General features: G+C 56.4%; 12 protein-coding genes. 11 read left to right on the top strand and 1 reads right to left on the bottom strand.

Annotation, left to right across the window (positions count from 1 at the left end):
• The 8 genes from AC3WQM_RS31860 to AC3WQM_RS31825 all read left to right on the top strand — a co-directional run.
• Positions 1 to 2,465: xanthine dehydrogenase family protein molybdopterin-binding subunit (locus tag AC3WQM_RS31860; RefSeq protein WP_492683846.1), on the top strand; the 2,465-nt coding region annotated here is incomplete at its 5' end.
• A gap of 563 nt (positions 2,466 to 3,028) precedes the next feature.
• Positions 3,029 to 3,673 (top strand): isochorismatase family protein, encoded by a 645-nt coding sequence (locus AC3WQM_RS31855; protein ID WP_492683845.1) that lies wholly within the window; start codon positions 3,029 to 3,031, stop codon positions 3,671 to 3,673.
• A gap of 45 nt (positions 3,674 to 3,718) precedes the next feature.
• Complete coding sequence (locus AC3WQM_RS31850) at positions 3,719 to 4,690, top strand: Bug family tripartite tricarboxylate transporter substrate binding protein (RefSeq protein ID WP_492683844.1); 972 nt, start codon at positions 3,719 to 3,721, stop codon at positions 4,688 to 4,690.
• A gap of 116 nt (positions 4,691 to 4,806) precedes the next feature.
• Positions 4,807 to 5,715, top strand: coding sequence for an isocitrate lyase/PEP mutase family protein (locus AC3WQM_RS31845; RefSeq protein ID WP_492683843.1), 909 nt, complete (start codon positions 4,807 to 4,809; stop codon positions 5,713 to 5,715).
• A 146-nt stretch (positions 5,716 to 5,861) separates the two neighbouring features.
• Entirely contained in the window at positions 5,862 to 7,133 is a 1,272-nt protein-coding gene (locus AC3WQM_RS31840; RefSeq protein WP_492683848.1) for a porin, read from the top strand.
• Between the two features lie 71 nt (positions 7,134 to 7,204).
• Positions 7,205 to 8,278 (top strand): Bug family tripartite tricarboxylate transporter substrate binding protein, encoded by a 1,074-nt coding sequence (locus tag AC3WQM_RS31835; RefSeq protein WP_492683842.1) that lies wholly within the window; start codon positions 7,205 to 7,207, stop codon positions 8,276 to 8,278.
• Between the two features lie 79 nt (positions 8,279 to 8,357).
• Entirely contained in the window at positions 8,358 to 8,912 is a 555-nt protein-coding gene (locus tag AC3WQM_RS31830) for a carboxymuconolactone decarboxylase family protein (RefSeq protein WP_492683841.1), read from the top strand.
• A complete protein-coding gene (locus tag AC3WQM_RS31825) occupies positions 8,909 to 9,448 on the top strand; it encodes a hypothetical protein (protein WP_492683840.1) in 540 nt (179 codons plus the stop codon). The genes AC3WQM_RS31830 and AC3WQM_RS31825 overlap by 4 nt, the downstream gene beginning before the upstream one ends.
• A gap of 7 nt (positions 9,449 to 9,455) precedes the next feature.
• On the opposite strand, the gene AC3WQM_RS31820 is transcribed toward AC3WQM_RS31825, so the two are convergent.
• The gene (locus AC3WQM_RS31820; RefSeq protein WP_492683839.1) at positions 9,456 to 10,037 is read right to left on the bottom strand and encodes a MarR family winged helix-turn-helix transcriptional regulator; all 582 of its coding nucleotides are present in this window, start codon (positions 10,035 to 10,037) and stop codon (positions 9,456 to 9,458) included.
• A gap of 128 nt (positions 10,038 to 10,165) precedes the next feature.
• On the opposite strand from AC3WQM_RS31820, the gene AC3WQM_RS31815 reads away from it, so the two are divergent.
• From AC3WQM_RS31815 to leuD, 3 genes are all read left to right on the top strand, one after another.
• Positions 10,166 to 10,981, top strand: coding sequence for an alpha/beta fold hydrolase (locus AC3WQM_RS31815; protein ID WP_492683838.1), 816 nt, complete (start codon positions 10,166 to 10,168; stop codon positions 10,979 to 10,981).
• A 152-nt stretch (positions 10,982 to 11,133) separates the two neighbouring features.
• Positions 11,134 to 12,555, top strand: coding sequence for a 3-isopropylmalate dehydratase large subunit (gene leuC, locus AC3WQM_RS31810; RefSeq protein WP_492683847.1), 1,422 nt, complete (start codon positions 11,134 to 11,136; stop codon positions 12,553 to 12,555).
• A 14-nt stretch (positions 12,556 to 12,569) separates the two neighbouring features.
• Positions 12,570 to 13,214, top strand: coding sequence for a 3-isopropylmalate dehydratase small subunit (leuD, locus tag AC3WQM_RS31805; protein ID WP_492683837.1), 645 nt, complete (start codon positions 12,570 to 12,572; stop codon positions 13,212 to 13,214).
• Positions 13,215 to 13,574: the final 360 nt, after the last annotated feature.

Below are 13,574 nucleotides of genomic sequence, written 5' to 3'. Positions count from 1 at the left end.
CTGCACTGGCTACAACAGCATCGTGCGTGCCGTGCGCGCTGCTGCTCTACGAATACAAGCTGAACAAAGGTGATCAGATGAACGCACCAAACGAGAAAATCAAATTCCGGGAAACGTATGTCGGTCGACCGATGTCGCGTATCGAGGACAACCGGCTCTTGCAGGGCAATGGGCGCTACATCGACGATGTTCCGGAGCCCGAAGGTGTCTTGCATGCTGCCTTTGTGCGTAGCGCTCACCCGAACGCAAAGATCGTTTCCATTGATCGCGCGGCGGCAGAGAAGCTCGCAGGCGTGACCGCAGTCGTGACAGGTGTGGAGCTCGCAAGGTGGGTGAAGCCCATGGTGACTCCGTTGGCTGACGGGCGCAAGATCTTGCGCCATGTGCTCGCGATCGATCGGGTCCGTTTCGTTGGAGAGCCGGTAGCGGTGGTGCTGGCGAACTCTCCATATGTGGCAGAAGACGCGGCTGAGTTGGTTGAGGTCGAATATGAAGCTCTGACACCCGTCGTCTCTATCGATCAAGCACTCGACCTGGCATCTCCTCCAGTCTACGAAGACCTGCCGAGTAATGTCGTTTTCCGTGCGAGCTACGAGGTCCCTGGTACGAGCGAGGTGTTCGCAAACGCACAGCACGTTTTCTCGGACACCTTTTCAAGCACCCGGCTTGCCGGGGTTGCGATGGAGACCTGCGGCTTCCTTGCCAGCTACGACAAGGGGAGGGAATTGCTGACACTTTGGTCGTCTGCCCACCTGCCTATCAAGGAGCGCTGGGAGATCGCGGCAGCCCTGGACCTTCCAGAGAAGGCTGTTCGCATCATGACTCCGGACGTGGGCGGAAGCTTTGGCATGAAGACCGTGACACGTTCAGAAGTCGTCGTCGGCTCGGCCCTTGCCGTCCAATACTGCCGTCCGGTTAAATGGGTCGGCGACCGGCAGGAGGACCTCGCGTTGTTGCATGGGCGCGACTACCAGTTCACGATCACGATCGCAGTCGATGACGATGGCAAGCTCCTTGCGGTCAGAAACCGACCGATTGCCAACATCGGTGCCTATGCACTGTGGGTGGCCTCGGCCGGTATCGACTCGGGCGGCGCGGGCCACCATATGATGGCCGCCTACCGGGTGCCCCACTATGCCTACGAGGCGCTCTCGGTGGTTACGAACACGGCGCCCACATGCTCATACCGAGGGGTTGCGTCGCCCATCTGTTCGTTCGGAATGGAATCACTGTTGATGCGCGCTGCCGCCAAGCTCGGCATCGATCCGGTCGAGATACGGCGAATGAATCTGATCGGGCAGGCAGACCTTCCCTACAAGAACGCAGTGGGAGTCGTACACGACACTGCGAGCAGTCTTCAGTGTCTAGACATTGTGCTGGAGCGCTCTGGCTACGCGGAGTTCAAAAAGACGATCTCGGGCAAGCTGGGAACTGACGGCAAGCTGCGTGGCATGGGCCTGGCCTGCATGGCGGACCATACGGGGCAGGGCACGTCCATCACCCGCTCTCGAGGCCAAGCTTCTCGCTGGCCTGGCTACGATGGGGCGCGCGTGCGCATCGAGCCGGATGGTAAAGCGAGTGTGCACCTCAGTGTCGCATCGCAAGGACAGGGCCACCAGACTGTCTTCGCCCAACTCGCTGCAGACACACTCGGAATGCGCATGGAGGACATTACGTTGGAGGCGCACGATACCGGGAGTGTGCCGTTCGGGACAGGCGCAGGCGCGAGCCGTGGCACCGTCGGCGCGGGGGGGGCGCTCATCAAAGCTTGCACGACTCTTAGCGACAAGATGAAGCGCATCGCGGCGCATCAATTCAAGCTGCCTGTTTCGAAGATGGCACTTGCGCAAGGGCGAGTCTTTTACGAGGACGATCCAAGCAGGTTTCTGCTGGTGGAGCAAATCGCCGCCATTGCGTACATGATCGGCCTGGGAGACATGCCAGCCGGCGAGTCGATCGGACTGGACGTGATCGATTTCTACGATCCACCGATGTCAAGCTATGCGCTCGGCGCCTGCATTGCCCAAGTTGCTGTGGACCCGGGAACCGGTTTGGTGACGGTGGAGCGGTTCTTCATGGCGCATGACTGCGGTCGGATTCTCAATCCGATGCTGGTCGACGGTCAGGTCGCAGGCGCCATCGTCCAAGGAATCGGCGCCGTTCTGATGGAGGCGGCGTCCTATAGTGCCGATGGCCAGCCAATGGCGACGACCCTTCTTGACTACACGATTCCCACCACCATGGACGTTCCCGAGATCGTGCTCGATCACGTGGAGACGCCGTCGACTTTCAATCTGGGTGGGATGCGCGGTGCGGGCGAAAGCGGTGCAATCGGGGTGGTGCCCGCGATCATCCATGCAGTTGAGGATGCTCTATCCCACAATCCACCGCGGATCACGAAGATGCCGCTGACGCCAAGCGTTGTCATGAAGCTCCTGGAGGCCGGAGCCGCAACGGCCGACTGAAGTTGTACGTGCCCGAAACTCAGTTCGGGCTGCCCAACGGATCCGCATCACAGCTTAGAACCCTGCCTCTCCAGGACTAGCAAATCCACCCGTGTGTGACGGTTCGCCCTAGATGCTGAGGCATTCAGTCGCGGCGTCGGCTGAGGCCCTGCGCCTGATCCCAGTGCGGCTCGTCGATGAGCCGCATTTCCTTCCTCCCTAGATCAACGCCGCATCGACATCAGCATGTGCGTTTCGGAGTGGCATCGACACGCATGCACTGCGGCCCAAGATGATGCGAAGTTCGCTACTTCGCGCACTAGCGCAGTGCAGTCGCCGTGTTCGCGCATTCGCCCTGTGACCGCTCAGGCCCCGTCGTTTCGCGCGCTGCCGAGCTGTCAATCCATGCAAACGCTTCGCATGCCACTGGCCGCTCTCGCCTGTGGGCCTTGGATCTCGCATCTGAGGGGGACTTCAGCATGTCTGGCATACATCGTGCGTAACAAAGATAGGTACAAGTCGTATGTACTTTTTGTACGAAATGTAGTTAACTACGATCTATAACCAGCACCAAGGAATGTCGTATGGATGAAAGCGCACTCGATGCAAACTATGCAAACACCGGCTTCAACACCCGCTTGGGCTTTGGCCGCAAGCCTGCGTTGTTGATGATCGATTACGTACAGGCGTACTTCGTGGAAGGCTCGCCGCTGTACCACGCGGACTTCGGGCCTAGCCTGGCCTCGGGCGTCCGACTGAAGGCTCGAGCGCTCGAGGCAAAAGTGCCGGTTGCACTCACCCGCATGGAGGTGCAGAAGGGCGGTGCTGGTGGAGGTGTGTTCTACGAGAAGATTCGGAATGCCCTTGTCAGCTTTGAGCCGGGCAATCCACTGGGTGAATTTCCCGCCGCTTTGCAGGTAGCTGATTCAGACATCGTCATCTCCAAGCGATACCCCAGTGCCTTCTTTGGCACGGCGCTGGCGCCGGCATTGACTGCGCTGGGAGTGGACACCGTGATTCTCACGGGGGTCTCGACGAGCGGATGCGTGCGCGCGAGTTGCGTTGACGCGATCTCCTACGGCTTCCGGCCGATCGTCGTGCGCGAGGCGGTCGGCGATCGCCATCCGGACATTCAGCAGGCCAACCTCTACGACATGAACGCGAAATACGCAGACGTTGTCGACGAGCAGGAGGTCATGGCCTATCTGGCTCAGTTGAGCAACGTCTAAACGGATGCAGTCATCCAAACGATTCAGACCAGCTAGAGAAAACAAATGAAATTTCTTCTTGCCATCGTTTTAAGTGCGATGCTGCTCGCTATCGGGTCGCCTCGCGAAGCTAAAGCGCAGTCGCTGTCGGGCAAACCAATCACGATAGTTGTGGCATATCCCGCCGGCGGGGATACCGATCAGCTTGCACGCATTTTTGCGGAGAAGCTCGCCCTGCGCGTCGGCGTTCCAGTTGTTGTGGAAAACAGGCCTGGTGCAACTGGCGTGATCGGCAGCGCATATGTCTCCAAGGCGGCGCCTGATGGCCACACCTTGCTACTGTCGCCTGGGAGCCTGCCATACGCGCAACTCGTGCTGAAGACCAGTCCGAACAACGGCTACGACGCACTCAACGGCTTCACGTCCATCATTCACATCGGCAATTCGCCACAGTTCTTGGTGGCAAGCCCGACTTCGGGTTTTAAGACCTTCAATGACGTTGTTCAGGCGTCCAAGCGCGGCCCCGTCAGCTATGCGACGGCAGGCATCGGTGGCATTCACCACATCATTGCGGAACTGGTCAACAAGCAGGCTGGTATTCAGCTTAACCATGTTCCATATAAAGGCGTCGCGCCGGCAATATCTGATGTGCTTGGTGGTCACATCCCGCTGACCTACATCTCGCTGGGGACTATCAGACCTTATCTCGCGAGCGGCAAGCTGATTCCGCTGGCAGTAATGGAAAAGGTGCGCACGCCACTCGCGCCCCAGGTCGCGACGCTGACGGAACAGGGCTATCAAGTCGACATCAATACTTGGTATGGCCTGTTCGGACCGAAAGGCATGGACCCCAAGCTGGTTTCAATGCTGAATTCGCATCTGAATGAAATCATAAAAATGCCCGACGTCATTCCAAAAATGAGTGCATTGGGTGCGACTATTTCTGGTGGTCCGCCGGAAAATTTGGACCAACTCTACAAATCCACTTACACGCAGTTTTCAAAGATCATCACCGATCTACAGATCAAGGCGGACTGACCTTGCTGCCGTTCGGCAGCGTCTGAATTTTTCCCCCATCGCAGAAGTTCTCTCTGCTGCCGTCGGTTTCGACGGCAGCCGGGACTTCTGTTGCCCATTTTTCAATGAGGTATTACATGCTGAATATTTATTCGGAAATATCGGTCGCTAAAAAACGCGAAGATCTCGCAGTCCGTTTGCGGCGACGGCAAATAATTTCTGTACCAGGTGTCTACGATCTGATTTCCGCAAAGATCGCAGACACGATGCAGTTCGACGCGCTGTACATGACAGGCTACGGAACGATCGCTTCGCATCTAGGTTTGCCGGATGCAGGACTGGCCTCGTATGCGGAGATGGTGGAACGAGTGCGCACCATTGCCGGTGCTACGCGAACTCCACTGATCTGCGATGCCGATACAGGGTATGGCGGCTTGCTCAACGTCATGCACACCGTCAAAGGCTATGAAGCGGCTGGCGCTTGCATGATCCAGATCGAGGACCAGGAATTCCCCAAGAAATGCGGCCATATGCCAGGACGAAAGGTCGCGCCAGTTGAGGAGATGGTCAAAAAGATTCGGGTCGCCGTCGAAAGCCGTACAGACCCCAATTTTCTGGTGATCGCCCGTACCGACGCAAGAACCACCTTGGGGCTGGAAGAGGCTTTGCGACGAGGTGAACTCTATGCCCAGGCGGGTGCCGATGTGCTCTTCATTGAGAGTCCAGAGTCGGTTGAAGAAATGGCGGAAATCGGCAAGCGTTTTGATGCCCCGGTACTGGCAAATATGGTCGAGGGCGGCAAAACGCCGGTGCTTACCCAAGACGAACTTTCGGCGCTGGGATATGGCATAGCGATATTTCCAGCAACTGGATTTCTTGCGGCTGGCGCCGCATTGGAGAGCGTCTATTCTCAAATAAGAAAAGACGGCTCGACCGCCGACAGCCGACATGCGCTGTATGAATTTCAAAAATTCTCCACCTTAATGGGCTTCGATGAGGTTGCCGCATTTGACGAAAAGTACAGTCGCGACAAAAACATCGATTGAGACCCGTTGATCGGGTTCGGAGTTTCTATCTTCAGTGGTCTAAATCCCGTCGAATGCGGTGAAGTTGCGTTCGAAAGGAATAAATCTAATCGCACCATTCCGGGATGTGGGTGGCGGTTAATATAAAAATGGAGTAAATAATGAATATCAAAAAGTCGGGCATTGCAGTTGCTGTTCTTGCATTTTCCCAGTTTGGTTGGGCGCAGTCCTCTGTAACGTTATTTGGTATTGTCGACGCCTCTATTAGCTCCTATCGCACTAAGAGCGTTCGATTGGGTGAGTCATCTGGAGTGGTCGCGCCGCAGATGCTGAAGCGCAGCGCTACTAAGCTCGCCAGTTCTGGCTACAACACCTCGCGCCTGGGCTTTCGTGGGGTAGAGGATCTGGGTGGGGGTCTCGCCGCAGGCTTCTGGTTGGAAGCGCCGATTACCAATGACGACGGTGCTGCGGGGGGCATCGTGTTCTCCCGTCGCTCAACCCTCAGCTTGTCTGGTGGCTTCGGTGAGGTTCGCTTGGGCCGGGACACCACAGCGTCGTTCTGGAGCCACGTGGTTTTTGACCCGTTCATCGCCGCCGGCGTGGGTGTAAGTGCGATCTCGATCATCCACCCAAATGCGACCGCAGCCCGGGGTCGTGCTTCCGCCAATTTGGTGGCGTCTGACAATTTCATCCGCAGCAGTAACAGCGTCAGCTATTTCCTTCCACCGACCCTGGGTGGGTTCTATGGCCAGCTGCAGTACTCCTTGCATGAAAACGACAAGAAGGACGGCCCACTCGCCCAGAACAGCAAAGCGGGTAAGTATTACGGTGCACGCTTCGGTTATGCGAATGGTCCACTGGATCTGGCGATCGCCTATGGCCAAGATTACAAGGATGCCCTTTCGCCGGCGCCGACCTCGAAGGTTCGTCTGACTGGTGTGAATATCGGTGGAACCTACGATTTCGGTAGTTTCAAGGTCTTTGGCCTTCTGTCACAACTCTCCGACAAGCAGACCCCGGGTGCCTTCGGTACTGTGTCTTCGCTCCAACCGGTGCCTGGGCCGACTGAAACCGCCAAGTACCGCAGCGCGTTGGTGGGGGTGACCATACCTGTGGGCGCAGGTCTGATCCGTGCTTCCTACGTGCGTGTCAACTACAAGGCTCGAGGCCTTACGCAAGTGGAGGGTCTCAACCTCCCGATGAGCTCCGATACCGCGTCGACGGACAAGTTCGCCATCGGCTACGTGCACAACCTGTCGAAGCGAACCGCTCTATACGCGACCGTGGCCAAGATGCGTTTGAAATCCTCCGGCGAATTGAATCCTGCGATGGCCGCTAGCGTCGGCGGTGGCGTCGACTATGCAAGGAGCTATGCAGGTGCCCAATATGCCCCGAAGAGTTCCTTTGGATACGACATCGGGATTCGGCATAGCTTCTAAGCCCTCATCGGGCCGCCGCGCAGCCAAGCAGGCGCGAATCGGATGCGTGCTGATCGTTTAGCCCCGACAGCATGCACTTTGAAACCGCCATGTATATACAAATGGTATCTAATACGTTCAACACTTTAGGAGCGAATGTGCTTCAAACCAAAATGCTTGATTCCTTGTGCCTCGTCAGTCGCCGGAAGGCCATGGCGCTGGCCTCAGCCCTAGCTCTCTTCGGGTGGGCGGGTGGGGCGCAGGCGACGGACTACCCGACCCGCACGGTCACAATGATCGTCCCCTTTTCAGCCGGGGCCGGGACCGATCTGGTTGCACGTGCGATTGCAGAAAAGCTGGGGAAGCTGATCGGTCAGGCGGTGATCGTGGACAACAAACCCGGCGCTGCGGGCCTGATCGGAACGAACTTTGTTGCCAAATCGCCGGCCGATGGCTACACGCTGTTGTTTACCCCGAATAGCTTCACGTTCGCGCATCTGATTTCGGGTGGGAATTCGAAGGCGAACTACAACCCCGTTGACAGCTTCAAGCCGGTCATCGAGGTTTGCAAGACGCCTATGTTCCTCGTCAGCGGCGAAAAGGTCCGTGTGAAGACCTTCCAAGAGGCGCTACTGGCATCGAAAGAGACGCCAGCCTCATTCGGCAGCGCTGGCGCTGGCTCCATCACGCACTTAGTTGGCGAATTGGTCAACCAGGCAACTGGCATCAAGCTGGGCCACGTGCCTTACAAGGGAACTTCTCAGGCTATTGCCGATGTTCTTGGCGGGCATGTGGAGTATGCCTACGGGGCACTGAGCACGATCGAACCCTATCTCAAGAACGGCAAGCTAAAGGTGCTGGCAACGACGGGTGCTAAGCGCACAGAGTTGGCACCCGACATCCCCACTTTGACCGAAATGGGTTACAGCAAAGTGAGTCTGGACTCTTGGTATGGCTTGTTCGCTCCAAAGGGGACCAGTGACACCATCGTGGCGTCCTTGAACGAAAACATGAACAAGGTGCTTGCGATGCCCGAAATTATTGAAGCCATGCGAAAGCAAGGTTCTACCGTCATAGGCGGAACGCCGGGCGCACTGGCATCAATCACCAAGAGCGAGGTCGTATTGTTTCAAAAAATGGTTGTTGACCTGAAGTTGAGCAATTGAATTGCGTAAAAGTATTTTTTAAAGTGTTCAAGTAAATATTATTGAATCTATGCGATATCCGCCGTTATCCCTCAGCGATATGAACTACGAGCAACAAAGCGTAGTTCGCACAGTTTCGCGCCGTCGTAAGCCCTCTGTTTCATCCGAAGGCGGTGTGGAAGGTCCGTTCGTTCCGTTGGTCTACGTGCCCGGAATTCTGGATCGCCTGCAGGCCCTTGGTGAGCATTGTCGTTTTCACACTGCAGTACCTGCAAAACTGCGCGAATTCGGGATCATCATCACAGCTCGTCATGTCGAGGCTGTTTTGGAGTTCCATGTTCATGCGATGGAAGCTCGCGAATTTGGGCTTTCAAACTCGATCATCGACGCCGTGGCTGCTCGACAGCGACCGGAAAACATGGACGAAGACGAGCGCTTGGTTTATGAATTTTGCACCGAATTTCATGCAAAGGGGCGCGTCTTGGAGTCGACCTTCCAAGGGATGAAGGAAAGATTCGGCAGGGCAGTCATCATCGATCTGATGACAACCTGCGGCTATTACGCAATGCTGGGCTTGAGCATGAATGTCTCTCACCCACTCGTGCCGAAATTCCTCGCTGGATTCAAGCCTGCCTTTACCGTCATTGAAGAATGAGTTTCATCATGCGTTATCCGTTACTCCCAATTGAAGAAATGAATGAGCGGCAACGGCAGGTCGCGAACACTATTGGATTGAGCCAAGGGGAGCTTGCTGGCCCCTACGGTGCATTAATTCAATCGCCTGAAATTGCACGGCTTGTTTACGAATTGGATCAATTCTTACGCTTCAATCTTCGTATTCCCGAGCGCCTGCGTATCTTGAGTGTTTTGGTTGCCGCGGGCAGATATAAATCCGAAGATCTGCTTCCATTTCTGGCACTAGAGTCCGTTGGTGCCAGTGGATTGCGTATTGAGATCGTGGAGGCCCTTAAGGCTGGGCAGCGACCGAAGGAATTGGCTGACGATGAAGCGTTGATCTACAAATTTGTTTCAGAGCTTGCAGCAAAAGGACGTGTTCGCAATGAAACATTTGAAGAGTCAGCTCAGCGCTTCGGGCGCGAAGTTACTTTGGAGATTGTCAAGATCTGTGGATTCACGATCTTCATCAGCAATCTGATGAACGTCACAGAGCACTTCTACCCGGAGCGTTGATCGGTCTTCAGTCGAGCGAGTCTTCGATTGGCGCTCCCTCGATGAGAGGGAGCGCGCGCCCACTGTTATCGACCACTTTTTGGAGGAATTTTTCCGCCGAAATCAGCATGTGCCGGGAGACATCCTCGAAGAATGCATCATTGAATTTTTGTCGCATTGGTGCAATTGTCGACATGGCGCGCTCTCCTTTTTTAGTCAGCAGAAGCAGCACGCTGCGTCGGTCGCTCTCGTTTGGATTCTTGGAGACCAAGCCTTTTTTTACCAGGAATCCGACTTGCGTGGTCACATGAGTGGACGCCATGAGTGCGTACTTGGCAACTTCGCGAACGGTCGTTCCACCATTGCCTTGCGCATGTGCAATGACAAGCAAGATCACGTATTGATTTCCACTCAGATCAATAGACTCGGCTACTGCATCGCGAAAAATTGCCAGGCGATCAGCAAAAAGACGTGACAAAAAAAGAACTCGACGAAATTTTTCGTCATTTCCGTCGAATAGAAGTTCTTCGTGAGAGATGGAAAGGCTGGGAACAAAAGTTGTGGTCGGCGAATTGGGTTCGCGGACGGATAGGGTGTTTTTTTGGCGCATGGGCAGTCTCACTCAAAGAGTCGCAGTGAACGACATCATACCGAAAAAAATCGTTTCAGAAGCTTGATTGAGGCTGGGTCAAGGTATCGAGAGTAAAAGCATTTGAAGAAAATTGCTGGAAGGAAAAAATGAACAATCATGCAGTCGAACCTCCAAGAATCGGGCGGCACGTTCTATTGAATGGTATTAGGCATCATTACGTAAAGATCGGAGAGGGGCGTCGCCCATTGGTGATCGTTCCTGGAATTACGAGTCCTGCCGCGACTTGGGAATTTGTCGCGCGCGAACTGGCCAAGTTTCGAGATGTCTATGTTCTCGATGTGCGTGGTCGCGGTCTTTCGCAAGGTGGGAAAGCTCTGACCTATGGGTTGGATGATTATGCTGCAGACCTATTTAATTTGATAATGGAGTTAAAGCTCGATCGCCCGGTGATCTTAGGTCATTCAATGGGAGCTAGAGTCGCCATTCGATTTTCTTCAAAAAATTCTGCAATCCTTGAAAGTGTTGTTTTGGTAGATCCGCCGGTTTCGGGTCCGAATAGAAGAAAGTACCCAATCCCATTGGAATATTACCTTGAGTCGCTTGATGAAGTTGGTAAGGGCTTGGGCTATGAGGGCATCAAGCGAAAATTCGGATGGACCGAAGAGCAGATCAACGATCGCATGGAGTGGCTTCCAACGTGCGACTCATTTGCCATCGCTGAATCTCACCGTTCTTTTCATGAGGAAAGTATTCATGAAGATCTTCAATTCATTTCTGCCAAGTGTCTTTTGTTATATGCTGGGCATGGCGAAACAGTTCTTGATGCGGATGCAGTGGAAATTTCGTCCAATATAAGTAACTGTCAGGTGAGGAAATTCGAAGACTCCGGGCACATGATTCCTTGGGATCAGTTTGAAGAATTTGTTTCGGTCGTGAGTGAATTCTTGGGCGAGAAGGAGTGATTGAATTTTTTGCAAGCCGTAGACGCGGTCTGGCTTGTAACTTGGTGTTTTTTAGAAAATGAAAGCCTTCTCAATTATTCGTCGGCGTTTGTTTCCCCGCCTTCGGCTCGATTCCTAATTGATCTTCTCCAATGCTTAAATCTGAACCCATCCTGTCCCGCACGCTCTACGATAAGCTTTGGGACGAACACGTAGTCCGCACCGAGGAGGATGGCACTGCGATCCTATACATCGATCGGCATTTGGTGCACGAGGTTTCAAGTCCACAGGCCTTTGAAGGCATGCGGCAGACCGGACGCAGGCTCTGGCGCGTGAGTTCGGTAGTTTCAACGGTTGATCACAGTACGCCGACCACCGGCTGGGAGCGCGGCTACGACAGCATTGACGATCCCATTTGCAGGGCGCAGGTCACCACGCTCGATGCAAACATTGCGGAGTTTGGTGCTGCAGCCTTCTTTCCGTTCTTGTCGAAGAAGCAGGGCATCGTGCATGTGATGGGGCCGGAGCAGGGCGCGACGCTGCCGGGCATGACGGTCGTCTGCGGTGACTCGCACACCTCCACGCACGGCGCGTTCGGCGCGCTTGCACACGGCATCGGCACCAGCGAGGTCGAGCACGTGATGGCCACGCAGACGCTGCTGGGCAAGAAGGCCAAGAACATGCTCGTGAAGGTCGAAGGCAAGCTGCCGCTGGGCTGCACGGCCAAGGACATCGTGCTGGCCATCATCGGCAAGATCGGCACCGCCGGCGGCACGGGCTACACGATCGAATTCGCAGGCTCGGCGATTCGCGACCTCAGCATGGAAGGCCGCATGACGGTCTGCAACATGGCCATCGAGGCCGGCGCGCGCGCCGGGCTGGTGGCGGTCGACGAGAAGACCATCAGCTACGTCAAGGGCCGCCCGCTCGCGCCCACCGGCGTCGAGTGGGACCAGGCCGTGAGCTACTGGCGCACGCTGCAGTCCGACCCGGGCGCGACCTTCGACGCCGTGGTCGAGCTCGACGCCGCGCAGATCCCGCCGCAGGTGACCTGGGGCACCTCGCCCGAGATGGTGGTCGACATCAACGGCCGCGTGCCCGATCCCGACAAGGAAAAGGACGCGAGCAAGCGCGGCGCCATCGAGCGCGCGCTGGTCTACATGGGCCTGGAGCCCAACAAGGCCATGAACGACATCTTCATCGACAAGGTGTTCATCGGTTCGTGCACCAACAGCCGCATCGAGGACATGCGCGAAGCCGCCGCCGTGGTGAAGAAGCTCGGCCAGAAGGTCGCGAAGAACGTGAAGCTCGCGATGGTCGTGCCCGGTTCGGGCGTGGTGAAGGAACAGGCCGAGCGCGAAGGCCTCGACCTGATCTTCAAGGCCGCCGGCTTCGAATGGCGCGAGCCCGGCTGCTCGATGTGCCTGGCCATGAACGCCGACCGCCTGGAGCCCGGCGAGCGCTGCGCCTCCACCAGCAACCGCAACTTCGAAGGCCGCCAGGGTGCCGGCGGCCGCACCCACCTCGTGAGCCCGGCCATGGCCGCCGCGGCCGCGGTGCACGGCCACTTCGTCGACGTGCGCACCTTCGCCTGATCTGGAGACATCACATGCAGAAATTCACCGTGCACAAGGGCCTCGTGGCCCCCATGGACCGCGAGAACGTCGACACCGACGCGATCATTCCCAAGCAGTTCCTCAAGTCGATCAAGAAGACCGGCTTGGGCCCGCACTTGTTCGACGCGTGGCGCTACCTCGATCATGGTGAGCCGGGGATGGATCTGACAGGCCGCAAGCTGAATCCCGACTTCGTGCTGAACCAGCCGCGCTACGCGGGCGCCTCGGTGCTGCTGGCGCGCAAGAACTTCGGCTGCGGCTCGTCGCGCGAGCACGCGCCGTGGGCGCTCGACCAGTACGGCTTTCGCGCGCTCATTGCGCCGAGCTACGCGGACATCTTCTTCAACAACAGCTTCAAGAACGGCCTGCTGCCCATCGTTCTGCCCGAGGCGCAAGTCTCGCAGCTGTTCGATGAAGCCTTCGCCTTCCCGGGCTACACGCTGACCATCGACCTGGAACGCCAGGTGGTCGTGAAGCCCGACGGCCAGGAGTTCGCGTTCGACGTGCAGGCCTTCCGCAAGTACTGCCTGATCAACGGGCTGGACGACATCGGTCTGACGCTGCGCCACAAAGACGAGATCAAGGCCTTCGAGACCGAGCGCCTGGCGCAGAAGCCCTGGCTCGCGCACACCCTTTGAGGAAGGGCAGTACGGCGAAACGCGACCTGGTCGACGAGCTGTCGCTCAGTCCCGTTCTGCGACTGGCCTCGTTGGTTGTTGTCGCAGTTTTGGGTGATATACCGCTGACGCTGAATGGTCGCCGCCGCGGAGTGCCAGCCGGATCTGAGCGAGGTCGCCGAACCCTGCAAGGTTTCTCTCTTCGACCTCAATTGAAGCAGAGTCTCTGCATCAGTTTCTCTCATTCCTCCCCCCAAATAAGTACGAAACGTACTAAAACTATATACGTTGCGTACATGAAGTTGTAGAATGATTGAGCACGGTCATGGGGCGACGCCGGGCGGTTGTCGATGCTTCGGGGCGATATGCAAGCACTGGAGC

Source organism: Variovorax sp. FW301-JW7 (genome assembly GCF_058788795.1).
Note: the sequence above shows the minus strand (reverse complement) of the source record. Positions and strands in the feature narration are given on the sequence as shown.